The organism is Cryobacterium sp. TMT1-2-2, from assembly GCF_004403505.1.
GTDB classification, from domain to species: Bacteria; Actinomycetota; Actinomycetes; order Actinomycetales; family Microbacteriaceae; genus Cryobacterium; species Cryobacterium flavum.
The window spans coordinates 145,540-169,571 of the sequence record NZ_SOGS01000016.1; the positions used below are offsets into that span (position 1 = coordinate 145,540).

Below are 24,032 nucleotides of genomic sequence, written 5' to 3' on the forward strand. Positions count from 1 at the left end.
ATGACGCAGACGTCTGTCCAGACCACGCACTACGTCCCCGCCGACCTGCCCACCAGCATCCGTCATTTCATCGGTGGAAAATTTGTCGACAGTGTCGGCGGCGAAACCTTCGACGTGCTCGATCCGGTGTCGAACCAGACCTACGCCACCGCGGCCGCCGGCCAGCAGGCCGACATCGATCTGGCCGTCGCCGCCGCCAAGGACGCCTTCGATAACGGACCCTGGCCGCGTATGCTGCCCCGCGCCCGCGCCCGGGTGCTGCACGCGATCGCCGACGCCGTCGAGGCGCAGGACGCCCGGCTCGCCGAACTCGAAACCTTCGACACCGGCCTGCCGATCACCCAGGCACTCGGCCAGGCGCAGCGCGCGGCCGAGAACTTTCGCTTCTTCGCCGACCTGATCGTGGCGCAGGCCGACGACACCTACAAGGTGCCAGGCCGCCAGATCAACTACGTCAACCGCAAGCCGGTCGGCGTGGCCGGGCTGATCACCCCGTGGAACACCCCGTTCATGCTCGAAAGCTGGAAGCTCGCACCCGCGCTCGCCTCCGGCTGCACCGTCGTGCTGAAACCGGCCGAATTCACGCCGCTGTCGGCGAGCCTCTGGGCCGAGATCTTCCGCACGGCCGGGGTGCCCGACGGCGTCTTCAACCTGGTCAACGGCATCGGTGAGGAGGCCGGCGATGCGCTGGTCAAGCATCCGGATGTGCCCCTCATCTCCTTCACCGGCGAGACCACGACCGGCCAGACCATCTACCGCAACTGCGCCGCGAACCTCAAGGGCATGTCGATGGAGCTCGGCGGCAAGTCGCCCGCCGTCGTCTTTGCCGACGCCGACCTCGACGCCGCGATCGACTCCACCCTGTTCGGCGTGTTCTCACTCAACGGCGAGCGCTGCACCGCGTCGAGCCGCATCCTGGTTGAGCGCTCCATCTACGACGACTTCTGCGCCCGCTATGCGGCCCGCGCCCAGGCAATCGTGGTCGGCGACCCGCACGACCCGAAGACCGAGGTCGGCGCGCTCGTGCACCCCGAGCACTACGCGAAGGTCATGAGCTATGTCGAAATCGGCAAGACCGAGGGTCGGCTGCTGGCCGGCGGCGGCCGCCCCGAAGGGCTGGCCGATGGCAACTACGTCTCCCCCACGGTCTTCGCGGATGTCGCGCCGACCGCCCGCATCTTTCAGGAGGAGATTTTCGGCCCGGTCGTGGCCATCACCCCCTTCGAAACGGATGCCGAAGCGCTCGCCCTGGCCAATGGCGTGAAGTACGGGCTGGCTGCGTACATCTGGACCACTAACCTCGTTCGCGCCCACAACTTCGCCCAGGCGGTCGATGCCGGAATGGTGTGGCTGAACTCGCACAACGTACGCGACCTGCGCACCCCGTTCGGCGGCGTCAAAGCCTCCGGCCTCGGGCACGAGGGCGGCTACCGGTCGATCGACTTCTACACCGACTCACAGGCCGTGCACATCACACTCGCCCCCGTGCACACGCCCCGCTTCGGCGGCAACTAGTCCCGCCCCACCCAGGGACGGGGCCCGTTTATAAACTGGGCCCGCGTTCATAAGGTGGGCCCGGCCGCAGGACCAGCGCTGGCGGTCTTGATAGCCAGCCCCACGCATCCACTGTAGAAACCTCAACGAGGAGAACCCCATGACACTCAGCCCGATCCCCACCCCCACCGCAACCCCGCCCGACATCCTGCGCTGCGCCTACATGGACATCGTCGTGACCGACCTGGCCCGCTCCCGCGAGTTCTACGTCGACATTCTCGGCCTCGTCGTCACCGAGGAGAGCGACACCGAGATCTACCTGCGCAGCTTCGAAGAATTCATCCACCACAATCTCGTGCTGCGCCAGGGGCCCATTGCCGCCGTCGCCGCGATGGCGTTCCGGGTGCGCAGCCCCGAAGACGTCGACCTCGCCGAGGCCTACTATAAGGAGCTCGGCTGCCGTACCGAACGCCGCACCGAGGGCTTTGTCAAGGGAATCGGCGACAGCGTGCGCGTCGAAGACCCGCTCGGCTTCCCCTACGAATTCTTCTTCGCCACCACCCACGTTGAACGCCTCGCCTGGCGCTACGACCTGCAGGGCCCGGGCGCGCTGGTGCGCCTCGACCACTTCAACCAGGTCACCCCCGACGTCGGCCGCGGCCGCAAATACCTCGAAGACCTGGGCTTTCGCGTCACCGAAGATATCCAGGACTCCGACGGCGTCACCTACGCCGCCTGGATGCGCCGCAAGGACACCGTGCACGATACTGCGCTCACCGGTGGAAACGGGCCGCGCATGCACCACATTGCGTTCTCGACCCACGAGAAGCACAACATCATCTACATCTGCGACAAGCTCGGGGCTCTCCGCAAGAGCGACCTGATCGAGCGGGGACCGGGCCGCCACGGCGTCTCAAACGCGTTCTACCTGTACCTGTGCGACCCCGATGGCCACCGCGTCGAGATCTACACGCAGGACTACTACACCGGCGACCCCGACAACCCCGTCGTCACCTGGGACGTGCACGACAACCAGCGCCGCGACTGGTGGGGCAACCCCGTCGTGCCGAGCTGGTACACGGATGCCTCGCTCGTGCTCGACCTCGACGGCAATCCGCAACCGGTCATCGAGCGTACCGAATCCAGCGAAATGGCCGTCACCGTCGGCGCCGACGGCTTCTCGTACACCCGCAAAGACGACGAGCTCGCCGGCTTCAAACTCGGCACGACCCTCTAGAGAGCAGCGCGCATGCTTGACCAGTCAGTCATTGAAGAGATCGCCGACGAACTCATCGCGGCCGGCCGAACCCGGTCAACGGTTCCGTTGCTGACCACCCGCTACCCCGGCATGACCGTCGAAGACGCCTACGCCGTGCAGAGCCTGTGCAAGGAACGCGGCATCGCGGCCGGCCGCCGGCTGGTCGGCCGCAAGATCGGTCTGACCTCCAAGGTCATGCAGGTTGCGACCGGCATCACCGAGCCCGACTACGGTGTGATCTTCGCGGACGAGATCTACGAAAATGGAACGAGCATCCGCTTCGACAGTTTCTCGAACGTACGCATCGAGGTCGAGCTCGCGTTCGTGCTCGGCAAGCCGTTGTCCGGGCCGAACTGCACCCTGTTCGATGTGCTGGACGCCACGGACTACGTGGTTCCGGCGCTCGAGATTCTCAGCTCGCGCATCGAGATGCCCGGTCGCACCATCGTCGACACCATCTCCGACAACGCGGCGATGGGCGGCATGGTGCTGGGCGGCACGCCGGTGAAGGTCGGCGACGTGGACCTGCGCTGGGTGTCTGCGCTGCTCTACCGCAACCAGACCATCGAAGAATCGGGGGTGGCCGCGGCCGTGCTGAACCACCCCGCCGCCGGCGTCTACTGGCTGGCGAACAAGCTCGCCCAGCACGGCACCAGCCTCGAGGCCGGGGAGATCATCCTGGCCGGTTCGTTCACCCGCCCGATGTGGGTGGAGCAGGGCGACACCGTGCACGCCGACTATGGACCCCTGGGAGCAATCACATGCCGATTCGAGTAGCCGCAGAGCCGACCTTCCGCGACGTTCTCGCGGGCTCCGATCGTGCGCAGGTCGGCATGTGGGTGTGCTCCGGCAGCCCACTCATGGCCGAAATCTGCGCCGGCAGCGGCCTCGACTGGCTTCTGATCGACACCGAACACAGCCCCAACGGACTGGAGTCGACCCTCAGCCAGCTGCAGGCCGTGCACGGCTACCCGATCGTGCCGTTGGTGCGCGCTCCGACCGGCGAGCGCGTCATCGTGAAGCAACTGCTCGACCTCGGCGCGCAGAACCTGCTCATTCCCATGATCGACACGGCCGAGCAGGCCCGCGAGATGGTGGCCGCCGTGCGCTATCCGCCACACGGGGTTCGCGGCGTCGGCAGCGCCCTCGCCAGGGCCTCCCGGTGGAACCGCATCGACGATTACCTGGCACGCGCCAACGAGACGATCGCACTGTTCGTGCAGATCGAGACGACGGATGCCGTGGCCAACGTTTCCGAGATCGCCGCCGTCGACGGCATCGACGGCCTGTTCATCGGCCCGTCCGACCTCGCCGCCTCGATGGGCCTGCTCGGCCAGCAGGACCATCCCGACGTCGTCGCCTCAGCCCTGCGCTGCATTCGCGCCGTAACGGCGCTCGGCAAACCCGTGGGAGTGAATGCCTTCGCTCCGGCCACCGCCGAGCGCTATCTGGCGGCCGGCGCCAGTTTCGTGCTTGTGGGTGCCGACGTGGCCATCCTCGCCCGGGCTTCGGAGAAGCTCGCCGCCACGTTCATCCGGCCCGACACGGAGTCGGCGGATGAGGCCGGTCAGCGGCCGAGTTATTGACCGACTGCGAGAATAAGAGGGTGTCGATTCCTGAATTCACCGAGACCGGCGGCAGCAGTACGAGAGCAAATGCGCCGGCGCCTTCGCCCCGCGCGCCCGCCGCCCACTCGCAAACCCTGTCGCGCGGCATCCGGGTGCTGGAGATTCTCGCCGAAACCGACGAGCCGATGACCATCGTCGCTCTTGCCGCCGCCCTCGACGTGCATCGTTCGATCGCGTATCGCATCCTGCGCACGCTGGAAGATCATGGCCTCGTCCTTCGCGACTCGGCCGGACTGGTACGGCTCGGTGCGCGTCTGGCGGCCCTGGCCCGCGGGGTGTCCCGCGACCTGCAGGCGGCGGCGCTGCCGGTGCTCACCCGCATCGCCAATGATCTCGGTATGACCGCGTTCGTCGCCGTGCTCGACCAGGGCGAAGTGGTCACTCTGGTCAGCGTCGAGTCGCGGCAGGCCCACGCGACGGTCGCGCAACGGCCAGGCACGCGGCATCCGCTGCACATGGGCGCACCGGGAATCGCCATCCAATCCGGCCTGAACGCCGCCCAGTGGTCCGCGCTCGGCCACGCCGAAACCCGGCGCAGCGAGGCCGGCGAGGTCGCAGCTCTCGGCTATGCCTCCAGCCACGACGAGGTCATTCCCGGCCTGTCGTCGATCGCCGTGCCACTGGCCGTTCCCGGGGAATCACCCGCCTCTCTCGCCGTCGTCTACATCTCGAGTCTGCACTCCCCCACCGACATTGGCGCTGTACTCGCCGAGGCCGCGCGCACGATCGTCGCCGAGCTGCGCTGACCACCCTGGAACGACTACCGCCGGCGATCAGCACGCCGAGTGGGGTGCGAGCCCGTATCACGGCGGATTTCTGGGAGGACATTCCCTTCAAACTAACGCGCAGCACCCGGCATGCTTCAGCACAACCCCGAACAGCGCACACTCCGGTGTACCGGCACCCGCGAAAATAACAATACTGACCAAAAGGTAGGTAATCCTTGATTTTCCTGCCATACTGCCCCAGTGCCGGTTTTTCTCCGCACGATCCACACACTTTGCAGCAGCACCCGACCCAGCACCGCAGTGAGATACGAGGGAGTATTCCATGGCTTTAACGACCGAGCGCACGCAGGCAACCAGCGCTAAACGGAACGAAGAACGGCGGGTACTCGCCGGCACAATGGTGGGTACCACCATCGAGTGGTACGACTTCTTCATCTACGCCCAGGCCGCGGGCCTCGTTCTGGCCGGCCTGTTCTTCGCCCCGCTCGCCGGCGAAAATGCTGGCCTCGCGCAGCTGATCTCCTGGGCCACGCTCGGCATCAGTTTTCTGTTCCGACCGCTCGGCGCGATCGTCGCCGGCCACCTCGGCGACCGGATCGGCCGCAAGGCAATGCTGGTCTTCACTCTCGTCATGATGGGCGCGGCCACCGCCCTCATCGGCCTGCTGCCGACCTTCGACCAGATCGGCGTCTGGGCGCCCCTCCTCCTCATCGTGCTGCGTATCCTGCAGGGCTTCTCGGCCGGCGGCGAATGGGGTGGTGCCGCGCTCATGAGCGTCGAGCACGCACCGATCCAAAAGCGCGGATTCTTCGGCGCTTACCCGCAGATCGGTGTTCCGGTCGGCCTCATCCTCGCCACCGGCGTCATGATCGCCGTGACCACCTCGATGAGCGAGGAAGCGTTCCTCAGCTGGGGCTGGCGCATCCCGTTCCTGGTTTCCGTGCTGCTCATCGTTGTCGGCTGGGTCATCCGCCGCGCTGTCGCCGAGAGCCCGGTCTTCAAGGAAATGCAGACCCGCAAAAAAGAGTCCGCAGCACCGCTCAAGCAGCTGTTCAAGAACCACTCTCGTCAGGTCATCCTCACCGCACTCATCTTCATCGCCAACAACGCGGCCGGCTACATGCTCATCGCATTCTTCAGCTCCTACGCCACCAAGCCCGCCGAGGCCGGCGGACTCGGCATGGAGCGCACCCCGGTTCTCATCGCGAGCACCGTTGCGGCCGTGTTCTGGCTCGCGTCAACCATGGCCGGCGGCATCCTCTCAGACAAAATCGGCCGAGTGCGCACCTTTCAGATCGGCTACGCGTTTCTCTTCATCTGGGCAATCCCGATGTTCCTGCTCATCGACACCGGCGACATCGTCTGGTTCGCGCTCTCGCTCATCATTCTGGCGAGCGGACTCGGCCTCTCCTACGGCCCACAGGCCGCCCTCTACGCCGAAATGTTCCCGGCCCAGGTGCGCTACTCCGGCGTGTCGATCGGTTACGCCCTCGGCGCGATTCTCGGTGGAGCCTTCGCCCCGCTGATCGCCCAGCTGCTGCTCGATCAGACCGGCCAGTCCGTCTCGATCGGCGTCTATCTCATGGTGCTCGCCGCGATCTCCTTTGTCGCGGTGACCCTCGTGAAGGAGACCCGCGGGGTTCCGCTGGGCGTCAGCACCCACGAGTAACCACCCGTTCATCCTGACCGTGCCGCCCGGGTTTCATCCCGGGCGGCACGGTGTATTTCGGGTTAGACCCGCACCCCGGCATCCTCCTCGTGGCGCTTCACCCGGCGGCTCGAATCGATCAGAAAGGTCGCCACCTTTTCACCGATGATCATGGACGGAGCGTTCGCGTTCCCCGTGGTCACCGTCGGCATGATGGACGCGTCGGCAACCATCAGCCCCGCCAACCCGTGCACGCGCAGATCTGGTGCGACGACGGCCATCGGGTCCACGCCCATTTTGCAGGTACCGACCCGGTGGTGGTACGTGATCGCGGTGCGACGCACGTACGCCTCAATGTCGTCGGCCGGCACCCGGGGACCGGGGTAGACCTCCTCGGCACCCCCCTCTTCGGCGAGCGCCGCCTGTCGGCCCACTTCCCCGACCTCGGCGACCGGTTTTCGCTCACTCCCGGCAGGTCGAACACCACGGGGATGCCGAGGGCCTCGAGGTCACGAGCGGGTCCGATGCCCGAATGCAACAGAATGCGCGGGGAATCCAAGGCGCCTCCGGCCAGCACAACGTCGCCGCCGCAGAGTACAGCATCCTGAATCGGGTGTTTGGGATAATCCGTCGTGACATCCAGCAGGCCGCCGACACCGCGAGTAGCCGATGCTGGTCCGTCGCAGTTCTCCAGTCGCTGGCAGATCGGCAGTACGTCATTCCAATCCCAACCTGGATTACCCTGGGCTTCCCACTGGTCGAAATCGTGGGCCGCACCGCGCACGTAGATCGACGCGTTGAGGGAGAGCGATCCCCCGAGCGCCCGACCTCGGGGCCAGTGCAGCCGACGCTCGAAGGCTTGCTTTTGCGGAGTGGTGAAGTACCCCCAGTCGTCCGGGCTCAGCCACAACTCGCCCTGGCGGCGTTTCGCTTCTCGCCAACGGCACCCGTCCGGCAAACGCGCGCGTAATCCCAGTGAGTAGGGGTGGCGGGCCAGGTCGGGGTATCGTCGGTGGATGCCGAACCTGCCCTCTGACCCGGACAACATCACCGATCTGGCCGCGTTCCGCGCGCAGGCTGCGTACCGGATTGCTGCCGACGACCACGACGCCAGTGTGCAATCCGTGCCCACCGACCTCTCCTGGGGTGACCGAGGCACGAAACCCCTTCCACTACACCCGGTGACCGCCGGGCCAACGCAATTTCGCCTGCGCGTTGACTTGGTCGGCACGACGTCGCCGCTCTGGCGAAAGCTGGTCGTTCCGGCCCACCTCACCCTCGATGTGCTGCACGACGTCTTGCAGGTGGCCTTCGGCTTCACCAATAGCCACCTGCACCGATTCGCGCTCACCCACGACCCGCTCGGCCGCGAGTTCGAGGGTATCCTCACTCCGTTCGATGTGACCGAAGGTGACATCGGCATTCTCGAGAGCGAGGTGCGCGTCGACCAGCTGTTGACTGCTCCTGGCGACACCCTCCTCTATACCTATGATTTCGGCGACGACTGGGAGCACCTGCTCACCCTGGAGTCCGTCGAGCCGCAAGCGGATGCCTCGACTGCGGCTCGCTGCGTCGCCGGAGCGCGCCAGGGGCCTGCCGAAGACGTAGGCGGAGTGAATGGCTGGGAGGAAGTGCTCGCGCTGGTTGCCGATGGTCCGGGCCACGGGTACCCGGAGCAGTGGGAGACCGTGCGTTTTCTTGGTCTGACCGGTTTCGTCGACGAGATCGACCTCGACAGCATCAATCGTGGTCTGGACCGCCTGGCGGGTTCGACAGCCGCCCTGGACTGGTTGCGCGCCCAGCCGGTTGGCCCGAAGGGGCCGTCGGCGCTCGCCCTTCTTGTGGCAGGTCAAAGCCCTGGAGCGCAGCAGGTTCTCGCGGGCTATTTGGCCGCCGCGGACGTGTCGCTGCCGATCGACCTCGGCGAGGCAGAAGCGGCCACGGCAGTGATCCGCACGTTTCTCGGGCTGGTGGGCGACGGCATCCGCTTCACCGAGGCCGGCTATTTGCCTCCCCGAGCGGTGCGTACGATCATGACGACCATGGACCCGGGGCATCGGTGGCGTGGCCCGGCTAATCGTGAGGTGCAGACCTACCCGGTGCTGCAATTACGCGAGACCGTGACTCTGCTGGGGCTGACCCGCAAGTTCAAGGGGGAATTACGGCTCTCGGCGCGCGGCCGAAAGTTGCAAGATGATCCGGTGGCCTTGCTGAAGTATCTGGCCGCGTCCTTGCCGGCAGAGCGCACCGCAGCGGGCTCGGAAATAGCGCTGCTGTTGCTCCTGATCGTTGCGGCCGGCGAGACCGAGAATCTGCACCACGTGATGGAGCAGATCGACCAGCTGAGTTCAATGATCGGCTGGAGTTACGGGGGAGGTGGGCAGTACGGCAATCTGTATGCCCTCCAGGATGCCTTCGACACTCGGGAAGTGCTCGGCTGGGCCGGATTGGGACAGCTTCTGCCGCCGGTGGGGTCGGATTCGAGCGGGCTCGACACCGCACGCGCGCGGATGCTGGCGCGCGCTGCGCTCATGACCTGGGCCTGACAACAGCAGGGCCCTCGCCGGTAGCGAGGGCCCTGTTTCTTCAGCGGACGGCTAGCCGTTGATGACCTGCGGCACACCCAGCGCCTTGAGGCCCTCGACACCGAACTCGAGTCCGTAGCCGGACTGCTTGGCTCCGCCGAACGGAATCATCGGGTGCACCGCGCCGTGCGCGTTGATCCACACCGTGCCGGTTTCCAGGCGAGCGGCGACCGCGCGCGCGGCGACGAGGTCGCTCGACCAGACCGAACCGCCCAGCCCAACGTCGACACTGTTGGCGCGGGCGATGACATCGTCCAGGTCGGTATAGCGGATGATCGGAAGTGCCGGCCCGAACTGCTCCTCACACACGAGCGGGTTGTCGTCGTCGATGTCGGCGATGAGCGTTGTCGGGTAAAAGAAGCCGGGCGCCGCCAGGTCGGGGTTGCCGCCGATGAGCACGCGCGCTCCGGAGTCTTTCGCCGACTGCACGAGGCCGGCAACGATGTCGAACTGGGCCTGGTTCTGCAGCGGGCCGAGCACGTTGTTCTCCTCGATTCCGACACCCATCGGCATCTTCGCGGCGACCGCTGTGAGTGCGTCGCAGACCGCGTCGTAGATTTCATCGTGCACGTAGAGGCGCTTGAGCGCTGCGCAGGTCTGGCCGGTGTTGATGAACGCGCCCCAGAACAATCCTTCGGCGATGGCCTCCGGGTCGGCGTCGGGGAGTACGATTCCGGCGTCGTTGCCGCCAAGCTCGAGGGTGAGGCGCTTGACCGTGTCGGCCGAGCTCTTGATGATGGCTTTGCCGGTCGCGGTCGAGCCGGTGAACATGACCTTGCCGATGCCGGGGTGCGCGGCGAGGCCAGCGCCGATCGCACGGCCGCCGGAGACGACGGTGACGAGGCCTTCGGGAAGAACCTGGTTGAGCACTGCGACGAGAGCGAGCACGCTGAGCGGCGTGTACTCGGAGGGCTTCACCACGACGGCATTGCCCATGCGTAGCGCGGGCGCGATCTGCCAGATAGCAATCATCATCGGCCAGTTCCACGGTCCGATCGCGCCGACGACGCCGATTGGGCGGTAGGTGATCGCGGCGTGGGTGGTGCCGTCGTCGATGAGTACCTCAGACTCCAGCGGGGTCGCCGCGGCCGTGCGCAGCCAAGCGGATGCTCCGCCCACCTCGAACCGCGCGTTGGGGCCGTTGAGGGGTTTACCCTGTTCGCGGGAGAGCAGCTGGGCGAGGGCCTCGGCTGCTGCATCGATCGCGTCGGCGGCGCGCACCATGACGGCGCTGCGCTGGGTGTGCCCGAGCGCGGCCCAGGCCGGCTGGGCCAGCGTTGCCGCGGCGATGGCGGCTTCGAGGTCGTCGACGGTGTGCACCGGGGCGAGACCGACCACCGCGCCGGTCGCGGGGTCGAGAATCTCGCGCGTCTCACCCGTTGTGGGAGTGATGGCGGCGAGCAGCCCGTCGAAGGTGTCGAGTGTCGGGGTGGCCAGGGTGTCGTTCGTTGTCATGAGTCCTCCACATTGAGTGCGGCGTCTTCAGTCCCGCCGTGGCTCCACCGTATGCGCGAGCACCGACATCCACTTGCACGAGAGCGCTGCCCACTCGCCATCCCGCGCACATCGTGCACGAGCCGATGGTCAGGCCAGAAACTCCAGCGCCGCCTGCTTGAACTCACGCGACGTCAGCGCGTTGACATGGGTGCGGCCAGGCAGCTCGAGGTACTGCGCGCCGCGCTCGACCGCGAGTGCGGCTACCCCGGCGGGAATTTGGTCGGCACCGCCGGCGACAAAGAGCTGCGGGATGCCGGCGGGCACGTCGAGCGTGAAACCCGCGACCCCCTGCACGCACGCCAACAGCGCCTCGCGGTCGGCACCGGCCGCGATTGCCGGGCCGAGAACCGCTGCGATGGTCGGGTCGGCGGGCAGCTGACCCGAGACAACGAACCGGTTGACCTCACCCTGGTCCCAGGTCTCGAACAGTTCGAGCGGACCCGCTCCGCCGAGCACGAGTCGCCGCACGCGCTCCGGCGCCAGCCGGGCCAGGCCGGCGACCACCCGCGATCCCATGGAATATCCGATCACGTCGACCCGGTCAAGTTCGAGGGCGTCGAGCACGGCCACGAGGTCGGCGGCGAGTTGCCGGGGCGCGTAATCAGCGGCACGATGCGGCTTGTCGCTGCGCCCGTGACCGCGCAGGTCGGGTGTGATCGCCCCGCGCCCCGCCTCGCCTAGCGCGCGCACCCAGCCGGAACCGCCCCAGGTAACCGCGGCAGTCGAGGCGAAACCGTGCACGAGCAGCACCGGCCGCTCTCCCGGCGTGGCGTCGAAGGCGATGCGCACACCGTCGAGCCGTCTCGCGAACTCCGTCACTCGACGGCGTCACTCGTGGCGAACACCGCGCCGGCGTGCGCCATCTCGGCGAGGGCGGCCTGGGTGGATTCGGCGGCGACCCCGGCCACGAGGTCAGTCAGCACGCGCACGTGCTGGCCGTGCTCGAGGGCATCGAGGGTGGAAGCCCGCACGCAGTAGTCGGTGGCGAGGCCGACGATGTCAACGTCGGTGACTCCGTGCTCGCTAAGCAGTGCGCCCACGGTCTGCCCGGCCTCGGTAGTGCCCTCGAAGATGGAGTACGCGGGCTTGCCCTGGCCCTTACGAATGTGAAAGGTCACCGCATCCGTTGTGAGAGCTTTGTGATATTCGGCGCCCGCCGTTCCAGCCACACAGTGCACCGGCCAGGTCGTGACATAGTCGGGAGCGGTATCGCGGGCGAAGTGACCGCCGTTGTCGTTGCCGATGTCATGCCAGTCGCGCGAGGCGAAGACATATTTATAGGCGAGCGGATGCTGCGCCAACAGCGCGCTCACGCCCGCCGCGACCGCGCTACCGCCGTCAACCCCGAGCGCACCGCCCTCGGTGAAATCGTTCTGAACGTCGATGATGAACAGTGCACGGGTCACGAGTTCTCCTTACGAATGGTCAGTTGTTGGACAGATTATCGCCGCAGTGATAAAAGCCGGTGGTCAGGGTGTCAATGGCGATTTTTGCGTTCGAGCTGACGTTACCGATCGCGTAGACGGCGAAGGTAAGCGGGGTGCCGTCGGCGGAGTGGATGACGCCGGCGAGTGTGTAGCCGGTGTCGATCCAGCCGGTTTTGGCGAAGACGGCGCCGTCGGCAGCGGAGTTCGCGCCAGCGAAACGGTCGCTGTAGGAGAGGGATCCGCGCGGACCGCCGGCGACTGGCAGGCCGTCGAACAGTACGCCCAGGTTGCCTTCACGCGCGTTGACCTTCACGAACAGGGCGGTGAGGTAGGCCGGCGATACGGCGTTGTTCGGGCTGAGCCCGGAGCCGTCCTTGATGATCATGCCGGTCGTGTCGATGCCATAGGCGGCAAGCCCGCCAACGATGCCCTGCTGCAGTGCGGAGAAGGAGTTGCCGGCACCGTTTTCGATGGCGACGAGGCGGGCGAGCATTTCGGCGATGGTGTTGTCGCTCACGATGAGGGACTGCTGAATGAGCGTGGACACCGGCGCGGACTGCACGGCGCCGAGCTGGGCGGCGCCGGCCGGGGCCGTGGCCTGGCTGATCGTGAGTCCGCCGCCGAGGGCGTCGGCGAAGGCCTGCCCGGCCCGGGCAATCGGGTCTTCGCTACGAGCGGAGGTGCTGCGGGTGGGTTCGTTGCGGTCGCCGTCCACCATGAGGGCCGTGATTTCGGGCATGTAGCCGAGGCCGAGTTCGGTGCGGGCCCAGCCGTCGTCCCAGTCGGGGCCGGAGAAGTAGGAGGAGTCGAGCACGAGGGAGGTGATCGGCGGGTTGGCCGGGTCGGCGGCCCAGGCGACCATGGTCTGGGTGGCGAGGTCGTCGAGGTGGGCTGCCCCGGTATAGAACGGCTCCTGGCCTGTGGGCAGGCGCGACAGCGTCAGGTCTCCGCCGCCGACGAGCACGATCTGGCCGGGTTCGGCGCCCTTCACGACGCGGGTGGTGGCGCGGTAGTCGCTGCCCAGCACGTTGAGCGCGGCGGCCGAGGTGAGCACCTTCATAACGCTCGCCGTTCGGGAAGACGTCGTGCCGCCGCGGTCGAACAGAACTTCGCCGGTGGTGGCGTTGACGACCTGCGCCTGAAAATCGGCGAGGCGCGTGTCGGCGGCGAGCCCGGCGACCGAGCAGGTGCGCAGACGGCTGGCCGTCGTTGCCTCGGCGGGCACCGGCCGGGCCGGATCCACCGTGGGCGTCGGGCTCGGAGTGGCCGTCGACGATGAAACAGCGGATGCCGCAGCCGGCTCGTTCCCGCCGGTCTGCGTTCCAGCGAACACTGCTCCACTGCCCAGCAGTACGAACACCAGGGCGCCGGCGGCGATCAACCAGGCCCGGCGGTGCCGGAAGAAGACGGCCGCGATGCCGCCGCGCGGGGCCGTAGAAGCCGTGGCGGGTTCGGGTGTCTGCACTGGTTCGTCCACCTCCGTATGGTATCCGACTGGCCTCTGGCAGGCTATTCGTCCGGGTAGCGCAAGCCGATCTGGGCGCGCACGGCATCGAGGGTCTCCAGGATCGCAACGGATTCTTCGGCCGGCATGATGTCGCTCGAAATTCTGCCGGCCCGAATCAGCGCCTCAACCTCGACCGCTTCGAAGTGCATACCGCGGCCAGCGAACTCGGCCGGCACAAAGGTCTCGAGCACGGCGCCAAGATTGTCGAGCACGCGAAACCCGGTCGGTGCATACCAAACGGAGTCGATATCGATGCGCCCGCTCGTGCCAATGATGGAGGCCGTGGTGGGGCCGAGGGTGTCGCTGGCCGAGAACGTCGTGGCGATCTGGCCGCCGGCGTAGCGAAAGATGGTGGCGACCTGGGCATCCGCTCCGGTGGCTTTGAACGAGGCGCTGGCCAGAATCGTGTCGGGCACCCCGAACACGGCGTGCGCGAAGTTCACCGGGTAGACGCCGAGGTCGAGCAGCGCGCCGCCGCCGAGGGTGAGCGAGTTCAGCCGATGCGCGGGGTCGTCGGGAAGATCTTGGGTGTGGTCGGCGAGCAGGCTGCGCACATCACCGAGCGTTCCGGCGGCGAGAACCTCGCGGATACGAGCCATGTGCGGCAGAAACCGCGTCCACATGGCTTCCATCACCAACACTCCGCGGCTCGCGGCAAGGTCGACGATCTGCCGGGCTTCACGAGCGTTGAGCGCAAAGGGCTTCTCGATGAGCACGTGTTTGCCGGCGTTCAGCGCGAGACGTGCGTGCTCGGCATGAAAGGGGTGCGGGGTCGACACGTAGATGGCGTCGACCTCGGGGTCGTTCACGAGATCGGCGTAGCTGGAGTGCGCGGTGGGGATAGAGAATTCGGCAGCAAAAGCATCGGCCGAGGCCTGGCTGCGCGATCCGACCGCCTGCACCGTGTGGCCGTTCTGCACGAGGTCGTTAGTGAACAGGTGGGCGATGCCGCCGGTGGCCAGGATTCCCCAGCGAATGAGAGCCGTCATGCCTGCAGTTTATCCACGGGCGCCGACATTGCGTTCTGGATGCCGAGGCCCGACACGATTCCGCCGCCAACCAGCAGAATTCCGGTGGCAATCGCGGCCCGATGGAACCCCTCGACGTCGAGCACCGGCCCTACGATGATGCTCGCCGCTGCGATCGCGACGAGTCCCGCCACCCGTGATAGGGCGTTGTTGACGGCCGAGGCGATGCCGGCCCGGCTGGGATCGATGGCGCCGAGGATGGCGGAGGTGAGCGGGGCCACGGTGATGGTCAGGCCCAGGCCGAAGATAACGACGCCGGGCAGCACGCTGCTGAAGTAGGTGACGCTCTGATCGACCCGCAGCATGGTGAAGAAGCCGATTCCGGCGGTGATCGGGCCGACGCACATGAACAGCCGCGGCCCGAACCGTCCGGCGAGCCGGCCGACAAGACCCGACAGCGCAATGCTCAGGATGCTGACGGGCAGCAACGCCAGGCCGGCCAGCGTCGCGGAATACCCGCCGACCTGCTGCAGGAACACCGCGAGAATGAACGAGCCGAGCGACAGGGCCGCGTAGATGAAGGTCGTGGCCACGTTGCCCACCCAGAAGTTGCGCACCTGGAACAGGCTGAGCGGCATCATCGGTTGCCGGGTGCGGCGCTCGTGTGCGATGAACGCGGCAAAGCACACGAGGCCCACCACGAGTGGAATCAGGATGACCGGGCTGCCCCACCCGAAGTTGCCCTGTTCGATGAGTGCGAAGACGGGCAGGGCCAGGCCGAGCACCCCGAGTACCGCGCCGACGATGTCGACGCGGGTGCCGGCATCCGCTGCAGGGTCGCGGGGAAGGCGCGCCAGCAGAAACAGGGTCGCCGCGATGGGCACGATGTTGATGGCGAACACCAGCCGCCACGACGAGAGATCGACCAGCAGACCCCCGATGAGCGGGCCGGCGATGAAGGCGGTACTGGTCCAGGCAGTCCAGGTGCCGATCGCGCGAGCCTGGCCGGCGCCGGAAAACGTGCTGAAGATAAGCGCCAGGGAACTCGGCACCAGCAGGGCACCGGCCACCCCCTGCAATCCACGCGCGCCGATCAGAAAGAAGGCGCTCGGTGCCAGGGCGCAGAGAACGGATGCCGCGGCGAACCCCACGAGGCCCCAGAACAGCACCCGCTTACGCCCGAACGCGTCGGAGAGTGAACCGGCGAGCAGGATGATGCCGCCCAGGGTGATGAGGTAGGCATCGACGACCCACTGCTGGGTGGCAATGCCGCCGCCGAGCTCACGAGTGATCGCTGGCAGGGCCACATTGATGACGGTGCCGTCGAGAAATGCGATGAACGAGGCGAGCACCGCGACCACGAGAACGAGCCTTTGGGTGCCGGCCGAAGAACTTGTCATGATCCGAGTTAACTCCACCGGCCGCAATATATAGGTCAAACTAGACCAATGATCACCCTGCAGCAGGATGCCGATGGCTTCATCCGCATGAACCGGCACTTTCCCGACAACTCACTCATCAGCATCAGCTTCACCGAGGGGGCCGCGAAGGAATTCACCGGAACCCAGCTGAACGCCATCTTCGACGACGCCCTGGCCGAGTTTCGCGGGCAGAACCGTCTCGAGGGCGCCAAAGGCTTCTCCCGGGCGCCCGCGAAAACCGTGCACCCCACGAAGAACATCACGTTCGTGAAGGTGCACCCCGGAATGGCCGTTTAACCTCGACCGCTCAGGCGGTCTGCGGCGCTCGGGCGGTCAGCGCGGCGAGCCTGTCGACACCGATCGGTTCGTCGGCCAGCAACGGAACGATCGCGACCCGATCGGCACGGGCGTGCACCTCGTCGATCTGGATGGCCTCGTTGGCGGCGCGCGCCCGTAGAAAAGGCGTCTCCGGGTGCGCTGCGGCGATGGAATTGTTCACCACCCAGCCCCAGGGCTGGATTCCGGCGCGAACGAGGTCGTCCTGCAGCCCCGCGGCCTCGAGCACCGGCGTAGTCTCGGCCAGGGTCACCAGCAACACCTTGGTCAGCGCCGGATCCTGAAGCCGCATCAACGGGGTCACGAACGCCATGCCCTCCCCCATCTGGCGGGCGATTTCCCGGTGATACGCCCCGGTGGCGTCGAGCAACAGCAGGGTGTGACCGGTCGGCGCGGTATCGACCACGACAAATTCGTGCCGTGATTCGTGCACCGCCTGCGAGAACTGCCTAAAAACCGCGACCTCGTCGGTACACGGCGAGAGCAGGTCTTCGGCCAGGGCAGCTCGGCCATCGTCGTCGAGGTTCTTACCCTTGGTGGCCATGACGTGATCCCGATACTCCCGAATCGCTTCCTCCGGGTCGATGCGTGAGACGCGCAGCCCCGGCAGGCTCCCGTGCAGGGTCGCGGCCAGATGGGCGGCCGGATCCGTCGTCGTCAGGTGCACGGCGTGGCCGCGCTGGGCGAGAGCCACGGCGAGGGCCGCCGCAATCGTGGTCTTGCCCACGCCGCCCTTTCCCATACAGAGGATCAGGCCGTGCCCGGTCGGTTCCAGCTCGTCGACGAACGCGCCGAGCGGTGCATCCGGCACGTCAACCCGAGTCTGCGAATCGGCTCTGTCAGCACCGGGCCGAAACAGTGTGCGCAGCGCCGCGACGCCCACCATGTTGCCCGCTTTGAGCTCGAGAATGTCCCGCGGCAAGGCTGCCAGGCGTGCGGGAATTCCGCTCAGCGCGGCCTCCTCCCGGTTGCGCACCGCTGTCGCTATCGGCTCGGTTCCGGCTTGATTCGGCAGTACGCCGTTGATCACGACGTAGCCGCCGAGAATGCCGATCTGCTCAAGCTCGCCGAAGGTGCGATCGATTTCGGCCACAGCGGATGCCTGCGCCCGCGCCACCAGCACCAGTCGCGTCCGCGCGGGGTCGGCCAGGGCGGCGACCGCCGCGGCGTAGACCGTCTTGTGCTTGTCCAGCCCGGACAACGGGCCAAGGCACGACGGATCGCCCTTACCCGCGTCGAGAAATTCGGTCCAGGAACCCGGGAGTTGCAGCAGGCGAATCGTGTGCCCGGTCGGCGCAGTGTCGAACACGATGTGGTCGTAGGTCGTGAGCAGGCTGTCGTCGGTGAGCAGGTTGGTGAACTCGTCGAACGAAGCGACTTCGGTAGTACAAGAGCCCGAAAGCCCCTCGGCAATGCTCGCGAGCTCGCGCTCCGGCAGCAGTCCGCGAACCGGAGCGATGATGCGTTCGCGGTAGGCATCCGCTGCCTGCTCCGGGTCGATTTCGAGAGCGCTCAGGCCGGCAATCGCGACGATCGGCGTGACGGTGTTGCCGATGGTGAGGCCAAAGACCTGGCCGATGTTGGAGGCCGGGTCGGTGCTCACCAGCAGCACTCGGCGTCCGCGTTCGGCCAGCTCCATGGCGGCGGCGCAGGCAACGGATGTCTTCCCCACGCCGCCCTTGCCGGTGAAGAACAGAAAGCGGGGCGGGTTGTGCAGGAACTTCATGGTGTCAGCTGTCCGTGGTGTCAGCAGCAGGCCGAGTCGGCGTCGCAGCATCCGCTGTCAGATTGTGCGGTCAACCCGAGCTGCGGGCGCTCAGCCAGGCCGGCGAAGGCGAGCAGCTGATCTTTGGAGGGGTAGGAGCCGGTCGCGACGGTGACGCCGTCGACGACGGTGAGCGGCAGCCCAGCGGAACCGACGACGTGCATGAAAGCGCGCACGGTCTCATCCGTCGTGAAAGCGAGCGGATCGGTGGCCAGATTGTGGCGTTGGATGTCCGCGCCGAGCTCCTGCAGATTGCGCACGGCGGCCGTCACCTCCACCAGGGACTGGTCGACGTCGACGCCACAGACGCCGGTGTCGCAGCACAATGCCGGTTCGTAGATTCGGATGGCAGCCATGTCGATCTCCCTCTAAACTTCAGTCACACTCGCTATATCGATCAGTATCAATGTAGCAGTAGGCTGGTGCCGCCACCTACCGAGAGGATCAGCCGATGACCGAGAAATCTGAGATCACCGAGCTCGTTCGCGAGCGCTACGCGGCGGCCGCCCTGCAGCTGAGCGATGTCTCGAGCACGTCCTGCTGCGTGCCCACCGACCTCGGCAACGGCGACGTGTTCGGGCGGGTGCTGTATACCCAGGGTGAGGACGACGAGATCCCCGAGGAAGCGTTCCTGGCCAGCCTGGGCTGCGGCAACCCGACGGCGGTCGCTGACCTGCACCCGGGCGAAACTGTGCTCGACCTGGGCTCTGGCGGCGGCATCGACGTGCTTCTCTCCGCCCGCCGAGTGGGTCCGACCGGCTTCGCCTACGGGCTCGACATAACCGATGAGATGCTCGCGCTCGCCCGGGCCAACGCCGCCAAGGCCGAAGCCACTAACGTCGAGTTCATCAAGGGGCAGATGGAGGCCATCCCCCTGGCCGACGACAGCATCGACGTGATTATCTCCAACTGCGTCATCAACCTGTCCGCCGACAAGAATGCCGTGATCTCCGAGATGTTCCGGGTATTGAAGCCCAGCGGGCGCCTCGGCATCTCCGATGTCGTGGCCGAAAACCACCTGAGCACCGCGGATCGTATCCAGCGCGGCAGCTACGCCGGCTGCATCGCTGGTGCCCTCTCGAACCAGGAGTACCTCGACGCCCTGGCCGCAGCGGGCTTCGTCGACGGGGCCGTGGACTACACCCACGAGGTCGCCGCCGAAATGCACGGAGCCATCGTGAAGGCCGTCAAGCCCGGCGTTCCCTCCGACGCCTGACTGCGGCTGGTTCTGCGGCTGCAGGTAGGTGGCCGGTTATCCCGCCCGTCGTGGCACGCCTTTGAGAAGTTGGCACTGGTTTGAACACGGGCCAGCTTCCGCACAACGTGCAGCGAGCGCTTGCGGACAGCCGAGGACGTGCCCGTTCCCTACTTCCGTTCGACGCTGAACAGCTCACACTCCGCGTTGTAGTAGTCAGAGGTCGTCCCTTTGTGCGTCATTCCGATGCGCTGGGCCACAGCCTGTGATTCGACATTGTCCTTGTTGGTCACGGCAGAGATCCGATCGAGTCCCATCACAAAGGCGTGGGCCAGGACGGCTCGCGCCGCTTCACTCGCATAACCGTGCACCCACGCGTCGGGGTGCAGATGCCAACCGATCTCAATCTCACCAGAGGTACTCAACGGCATCTCCGCACCGGATGCGGGCAGTGGTTTACGTGTCGAGTCTAGGCGGCAGCACTTGCGAATCGCAGATAAATTGTCATGCCACAACGTACCGTGGCCGGTTCGAGCACTTAGGCAGGATCAGATGACTACAACGCTATTGTCATCGACATGGCCGCTGTCGATGACCGGTCGACGTGAATACGAACCTGTCGTGTGGATCCCATTCGTACTCGTCGTCGCAACGGTAACCGCGCAGCCACGGCTGGCCGTCGACGACGCGAAGGTAGAAGCCTTTCGGGAAAGCGGCCTCTAATCGAAGCGGTGGGGCGGCGACGGTGAGCGATCCGGACGGTGCGTGGCCATTGGACATGACCGTGTCGGGAGCTGCCCCCTGGCTGCCGAGCGCCAACCGAAGGTAGGGGGCGGCACCCGATGGGCAGAGGTGGAGGCCGCCCTCGCGGGCTGTCTGAAAGATGCGCGAGAGCACAGCACCGTCCTCCAGCCCCAGTTCGATCAAAGAGTGTTCGACGACGGTTATGGTCTCGCGTTCCGGGCTGTCGAAGATGGGGTCGTCGAGCAAGACGGTCGCCCAGTCGTTCAATTGCACACCCGCTTTGCCCAGAGCTTCCCGCAACTGCGGTCGGGTCATGGTGCCGGTCTCGAAACTGAGCGGTTCTAGAAGAGTTGGAAGATGCATACCATCAGCTTCACGCAAAACAGGCACCCGAGCGCGCACTCTGCGCGATTTGTGTCAACACGATTAGATGGGACGATGAATGCAAATTATCGGTTCTCATCTGACGTTGCCGAGATTGACCGCGACCAGGTGCACCGCTGGATCAGCGAGCAGTCCTATTGGGCGCCCGAGCGATCACGCTCACGGCAGGACGCAGCCATTGACGGCTCACGCAACTTCGGCATGTACGACACCGTGTCCAACCGGCAGGTCGCCTACGCGCGCGTCATCACCGACGGCGTCACGTTTGCCTGGCTCTGCGATGTCTTCGTCGACCCGGCCGTTCGTGGCCACGGCATTGGCAAGGCCCTCATCGCGGGGATTCTCGAGGAGTGCGATCCCCTGGGACTGAGGCGCATCGCCCTCTCGACCAACGATGCACACGGCCTGTATTCCAATCTCGGGTTCTCCGCTTTGATCGCCCCGGAGACGTGGATGGAGCGCATCGTCAACCCCGGCGTGTAGCCAAGAGACGACTATCTGCTCCGCGCGTGCAACCCCCCGGAGACGTGGGATCTACAACCGCCTTCGCGATACAGAAGATGTCTTTCGCGCTGAAATCCTGCACCCCTTGGCAAAATGAACCGAAGCGTGTAACACTCTGACTGCGGCCGGACATTATTAGGTATGACTGACTTTGACGCAGACGCCAGCGATGCAGACGTGTGGTTGCAGGTGCGCGCGGGCAACGGCCAGTTGTTCGGGGTGCTCTTCGACCGGCAGCGCGACCGGGTCTTCCGCTACAGCTTCAGGCTGGGAAATCCTCTCACTCTGTGTTCTCGAAGAGCTCTCGGCACCAGACGTCGGCGAGATCCTCGGAATCGCCCCCCGGCGCAGTCCGAGCACGCCTCATGCGCGCCAAACGGCGCCTCAGCCACACGCTCGACATCGATTCCTTGGCAGTTCCCTCAGGAGAGCGGCCTTCTCAGCTACCAAGTTCTAGACACTTCAGCACCGCGTGTGCTGCTCGACCCAGTTCAACTCCACGAAGAATGTGAAAAGCACCTGGGCGTGGGCAAATTGTGGGCAAATCCGGCAAATTCGGAGAAACATACCACTCAGCCAGTTTTGGAAACCAACTCTGACCACAAGTTTTAGTGGAGCCGCCTGTCAGAATCGAACTGACGACCTTCTCATTACGAGTGAGATGCTCTACCAACTGAGCTAAGGCGGCGATACCAGAACACCCCATAAGGCACTCGGTGACACAGCAGCCAAGCCTAGTCGTTTCTGCGAGTGATTCTGTACACCTCGGCGAACGAGGCGTCCACGCGCTCCGAGAGAGGGCTCGCACCGTCCCCCTCGGCCCAGCACCGCCAGGCATGACGGATGGCGGCCACGGCCACCAGAGTGAACAGCAGGGCGCGCTGGTGCAGCTCGGCTGCGTCGTGAGCGGGGGCGGGGGCATCCGCTTTGAAGCGTTGCTCGATGATCTGCTGTAACTGGTCTTCGAAGTCGCGCAGGGTGGCCATGCGCATGCCGAACAGGTAGGCATTTTCCCTCATGACCGCGCGTCGCAGCTGGTGGATCTCGCGGTCGGCCTCTGTGCGCTGCAGGCTCTTGGAGAGCAGCACGGCCAGATCGGCCAGCACGTCGTTGTCGGGACCGCCAGCGATAAACACCTCGATATCTTCAGCGGATGCCAGTCCCGGCGCGTCCCCGATCAGGGCGGCGTCTTTGGAGGAGAAATAGTTGAAGAACGTGCGCGGGGACACGTTGGCGACGCGGCTGATGTCTTCGACGGTGACGTGGTCGATTCCGCGCTCGCGGGATAGGGTCAGCACGGCGTGCTGGATGGCCCGCCGGGTGGCGAGGCGCTTGCGCTCGCGCAGTCCGGGCAGTTCAGTATCGATCGACATGCCGCAATTATTTCACAGCACGAAAAATGCTAGCACTGGGGGTCGGAGGCGGGCACGATTCCGTCCACCAGATACGAGTCGACGGCATCGTTCACACAGGAGTTCGACTTGTTGTAGGCGGTGTGTCCTTCGCCGGTGTAGGTCACGAGGCTGCCGCTGTCGAGCTGCTCGGCCAGCTGCTGCGCCCAGACGTAGGGGGTGGCCGGGTCGTTGGTGGTACCGACGACGAGAATTGGTGCCGCGCCCGGCGCATGAATCTCGGTGCGTTCGCCGGTGAACTTGTACGGCCAGTCGGCGCAGCCGATGTCGCCGAAGCTCATGAACGGGCCGATCACCGGGGCCGCAGCCTCGAGCTCGGCAGCCTGAGTACGCATCACGGTCGGGTCGGCGTTGTAGGGATAGTCGATGCAGTTGATCGCCATGAACGACTCGGTGGAGTTGTCGGTGTAGTCACCGTTTGCGTTCCGGCCGTTGTAGGCATCCGCAAATTGAAACGCGCCCTCGGCGCTGCCGTGCAGCACGGTGTCCAGCATCGTGCTCAATTGCGGCCACGCGGTGGCCTGGTAGAGCGGGTAGATGATCGCGGTGAGCAACGCGTTTCCGCCGAGCTGACGGCCGTCTGTGGCGGTGATCGGGCTTGCGTCGACGGATTTCAGCAGCGCACCGATCGTCGTCATCGCGCTGTCGACACTGCCACGGAAGGGGCAGTCCTCGCCCGCCAGGCAGTCACTGAGGTAAGCGCGCAGGGCGTTTTCGAAGCCCACCGCCTGGGTCTTGGTGACCTCGAAATTACTGGTCGAGGGGTCGACGGCGCCGTCGAGCACGAGGCGGCCGACCTTCTCGGGAAAGAGTTCGGCGTAGGTGGCTCCGAGGAAGGTGCCGTAGGAGTAGCCGAGGTAGTTCAGGTGGGTGTCGCCGAGTACGGCGCGCAGCAGGTCAAGGTCGCGGGCGGCGCTCTTGGTGTCGACCGTGCCGAGCAGCGGCCCGGTGCGCTGGGCACAGGCCGCAGCGAAGGCGTCAGAGGAGGCTTTCAGCTCAGCGATCCAGGCATCCGTTCCGCGCTCGGCGGTCGTGAGCCCGTAGACGTACTCATCCATCTCCGCGGAGTCGTAGCAGGCAACCGCCGAGGAACGCCCGACGCCCCGAGGGTCGAACCCGACGATGTCGAAGCTCGCCTGCAGGGTGGAGTCGGTGGCGTAGTCGAGGGAATCCTTGATGAAGTCGTAGCCGGAACCGCCCGGCCCGCCGGGATTCACGAGCAGCGAGCCGATTCGGTCATTGCCGGTGGCGACATGGCGTACCAGGGCCAGCGATACATCGCCGGCAGCCGGATCGGTGTAGTCGAGCGGCGCTGAAGCATCGGTGCACTGCAGGCCGTCGCCACAGTCGCTCCACTGCAGCACCTGGCTGTAGAACGGGTCGAGGTCGTTGGTCACCTGCTCGCCGGTGGGGGTGGACTCGGTCGGGCCGGCATTTGTCGCGAACCAGGAGGCGCATCCGCTCAGCGCGAGGGTGAGGGCCAGGGCTGTGGCGGTGATGCTGGTGGCGCGAGTGCGTCGGTTCAACGGGT

General features: G+C 66.0%; 23 protein-coding genes, 1 tRNA gene and 1 pseudogene. 10 read left to right on the top strand and 15 right to left on the bottom strand.

What is annotated here, in order from left to right; all coding sequences use genetic code 11:
• The 6 genes from hpaE to E3T35_RS10640 all read left to right on the top strand — a co-directional run bounded on the left by hpaE (nt 1) and on the right by E3T35_RS10640 (nt 6,777).
• Nucleotides 1–1,515: a 5-carboxymethyl-2-hydroxymuconate semialdehyde dehydrogenase gene (gene hpaE, locus E3T35_RS10615; RefSeq protein ID WP_134345187.1), complete on the top strand. Its 1,515-nt coding sequence runs from the start codon at nt 1–3 to the stop codon at nt 1,513–1,515.
• A 139-nt stretch (nt 1,516–1,654) separates the two neighbouring features.
• Complete coding sequence (gene hpaD, locus E3T35_RS10620) at nt 1,655–2,731, top strand: 3,4-dihydroxyphenylacetate 2,3-dioxygenase (RefSeq protein ID WP_134379002.1); 1,077 nt, start codon at nt 1,655–1,657, stop codon at nt 2,729–2,731.
• 12 nt (nt 2,732–2,743) lie between these two features.
• On the top strand, nt 2,744–3,529 hold the full coding sequence (gene hpaH / locus E3T35_RS10625; protein ID WP_134379004.1) for a 2-oxo-hept-4-ene-1,7-dioate hydratase: 786 nt from the start codon (nt 2,744–2,746) through the stop codon (nt 3,527–3,529).
• Complete coding sequence (locus E3T35_RS10630) at nt 3,514–4,338, top strand: HpcH/HpaI aldolase/citrate lyase family protein (protein ID WP_134379006.1); 825 nt, start codon at nt 3,514–3,516, stop codon at nt 4,336–4,338. Before hpaH ends, E3T35_RS10630 begins: the two co-directional genes overlap by 16 nt.
• A 26-nt stretch (nt 4,339–4,364) precedes the next feature.
• On the top strand, nt 4,365–5,126 hold the full coding sequence (locus E3T35_RS10635; protein ID WP_134345371.1) for an IclR family transcriptional regulator: 762 nt from the start codon (nt 4,365–4,367) through the stop codon (nt 5,124–5,126).
• 304 nt (nt 5,127–5,430) lie between these two features.
• The gene (locus tag E3T35_RS10640; RefSeq protein ID WP_134345191.1) at nt 5,431–6,777 is read left to right on the top strand and encodes an MFS transporter; all 1,347 of its coding nucleotides are present in this window, start codon (nt 5,431–5,433) and stop codon (nt 6,775–6,777) included.
• Nucleotides 6,778–6,839: 62 nt separating this feature from the next.
• On the opposite strand, the gene E3T35_RS19805 is transcribed toward E3T35_RS10640, so the two are convergent.
• Nucleotides 6,840–7,190 (bottom strand): GMC oxidoreductase, encoded by a 351-nt coding sequence (locus tag E3T35_RS19805; protein WP_241987739.1) that lies wholly within the window; start codon nt 7,188–7,190, stop codon nt 6,840–6,842.
• Between the two features lie 170 nt (nt 7,191–7,360).
• Nucleotides 7,361–7,804: pseudogene (locus E3T35_RS19810) on the bottom strand (GMC family oxidoreductase N-terminal domain-containing protein); the annotation flags it as partial.
• On the opposite strand from E3T35_RS19810, the gene E3T35_RS10650 reads away from it, so the two are divergent.
• Entirely contained in the window at nt 7,773–9,302 is a 1,530-nt protein-coding gene (locus E3T35_RS10650; RefSeq protein ID WP_134379008.1) for a plasmid pRiA4b ORF-3 family protein, read from the top strand. The pseudogene E3T35_RS19810 and the gene E3T35_RS10650 overlap by 32 nt on opposite strands.
• A 51-nt stretch (nt 9,303–9,353) precedes the next feature.
• Here the strand turns inward: E3T35_RS10650 and E3T35_RS10655 are convergent, their stop codons facing one another.
• The 6 genes from E3T35_RS10655 to E3T35_RS10680 all read right to left on the bottom strand — a co-directional run bounded on the left by E3T35_RS10655 (nt 9,354) and on the right by E3T35_RS10680 (nt 16,140).
• Nucleotides 9,354–10,796, bottom strand: coding sequence for an aldehyde dehydrogenase family protein (locus tag E3T35_RS10655; RefSeq protein WP_134345193.1), 1,443 nt, complete (start codon nt 10,794–10,796; stop codon nt 9,354–9,356).
• A gap of 129 nt (nt 10,797–10,925) precedes the next feature.
• Complete coding sequence (locus E3T35_RS10660; RefSeq protein ID WP_241987740.1) at nt 10,926–11,657, bottom strand: alpha/beta fold hydrolase; 732 nt, start codon at nt 11,655–11,657, stop codon at nt 10,926–10,928.
• On the bottom strand, nt 11,654–12,244 hold the full coding sequence (locus E3T35_RS10665) for an isochorismatase family protein (protein WP_134379010.1): 591 nt from the start codon (nt 12,242–12,244) through the stop codon (nt 11,654–11,656). Before E3T35_RS10665 ends, E3T35_RS10660 begins: the two co-directional genes overlap by 4 nt.
• A 19-nt stretch (nt 12,245–12,263) precedes the next feature.
• Nucleotides 12,264–13,742 (bottom strand): D-alanyl-D-alanine carboxypeptidase/D-alanyl-D-alanine-endopeptidase, encoded by a 1,479-nt coding sequence (locus E3T35_RS10670; protein WP_241988812.1) that lies wholly within the window; start codon nt 13,740–13,742, stop codon nt 12,264–12,266.
• A 32-nt stretch (nt 13,743–13,774) separates the two neighbouring features.
• Nucleotides 13,775–14,761, bottom strand: a complete 987-nt coding sequence (locus E3T35_RS10675; RefSeq protein ID WP_134379012.1) for a Gfo/Idh/MocA family protein — start codon at nt 14,759–14,761, stop codon at nt 13,775–13,777.
• Entirely contained in the window at nt 14,758–16,140 is a 1,383-nt protein-coding gene (locus E3T35_RS10680; protein ID WP_134345196.1) for a DHA2 family efflux MFS transporter permease subunit, read from the bottom strand. Before E3T35_RS10680 ends, E3T35_RS10675 begins: the two co-directional genes overlap by 4 nt.
• 48 nt (nt 16,141–16,188) lie before the next feature.
• Here E3T35_RS10680 and E3T35_RS10685 point away from each other — a divergent pair, with 48 nt between their 5' ends.
• A complete protein-coding gene (locus E3T35_RS10685) occupies nt 16,189–16,458 on the top strand; it encodes a hypothetical protein (protein WP_134379014.1) in 270 nt (89 codons plus the stop codon).
• Nucleotides 16,459–16,468: 10 nt separating this feature from the next.
• Here E3T35_RS10685 and arsA read toward each other — a convergent pair whose 3' ends face one another.
• Nucleotides 16,469–18,223: an arsenical pump-driving ATPase gene (arsA, locus tag E3T35_RS10690; protein ID WP_134379257.1), complete on the bottom strand. Its 1,755-nt coding sequence runs from the start codon at nt 18,221–18,223 to the stop codon at nt 16,469–16,471.
• Between the two features lie 20 nt (nt 18,224–18,243).
• The gene (arsD, locus tag E3T35_RS10695; RefSeq protein ID WP_134379015.1) at nt 18,244–18,618 is read right to left on the bottom strand and encodes an arsenite efflux transporter metallochaperone ArsD; all 375 of its coding nucleotides are present in this window, start codon (nt 18,616–18,618) and stop codon (nt 18,244–18,246) included.
• 95 nt (nt 18,619–18,713) lie between these two features.
• Here arsD and arsM point away from each other — a divergent pair, with 95 nt between their 5' ends.
• Nucleotides 18,714–19,478, top strand: coding sequence for an arsenite methyltransferase (gene arsM / locus E3T35_RS10700; protein ID WP_134379017.1), 765 nt, complete (start codon nt 18,714–18,716; stop codon nt 19,476–19,478).
• 149 nt (nt 19,479–19,627) lie between these two features.
• Here the strand turns inward: arsM and E3T35_RS10705 are convergent, their stop codons facing one another.
• Together E3T35_RS10705 and E3T35_RS10710 are read right to left on the bottom strand one after the other, a co-directional pair.
• Complete coding sequence (locus E3T35_RS10705) at nt 19,628–19,882, bottom strand: GNAT family N-acetyltransferase (RefSeq protein ID WP_241988813.1); 255 nt, start codon at nt 19,880–19,882, stop codon at nt 19,628–19,630.
• A gap of 145 nt (nt 19,883–20,027) precedes the next feature.
• Complete coding sequence (locus tag E3T35_RS10710; RefSeq protein ID WP_134379021.1) at nt 20,028–20,516, bottom strand: hypothetical protein; 489 nt, start codon at nt 20,514–20,516, stop codon at nt 20,028–20,030.
• Between the two features lie 123 nt (nt 20,517–20,639).
• Here E3T35_RS10710 and E3T35_RS10715 point away from each other — a divergent pair, with 123 nt between their 5' ends.
• Nucleotides 20,640–21,068: a GNAT family N-acetyltransferase gene (locus E3T35_RS10715; protein WP_134379023.1), complete on the top strand. Its 429-nt coding sequence runs from the start codon at nt 20,640–20,642 to the stop codon at nt 21,066–21,068.
• 633 nt (nt 21,069–21,701) lie between these two features.
• On the opposite strand, the gene E3T35_RS10720 is transcribed toward E3T35_RS10715, so the two are convergent.
• The 3 genes from E3T35_RS10720 to E3T35_RS10730 all read right to left on the bottom strand — a co-directional run bounded on the left by E3T35_RS10720 (nt 21,702) and on the right by E3T35_RS10730 (nt 24,027).
• Nucleotides 21,702–21,777: transfer RNA gene (locus tag E3T35_RS10720), tRNA-Thr, on the bottom strand.
• Between the two features lie 46 nt (nt 21,778–21,823).
• A complete protein-coding gene (locus E3T35_RS10725; protein WP_134379025.1) occupies nt 21,824–22,462 on the bottom strand; it encodes a TetR/AcrR family transcriptional regulator in 639 nt (212 codons plus the stop codon).
• Between the two features lie 29 nt (nt 22,463–22,491).
• Complete coding sequence (locus tag E3T35_RS10730; RefSeq protein WP_134379027.1) at nt 22,492–24,027, bottom strand: alpha/beta hydrolase; 1,536 nt, start codon at nt 24,025–24,027, stop codon at nt 22,492–22,494.
• Between the last annotated feature and the right edge of the window lie 5 nt (nt 24,028–24,032).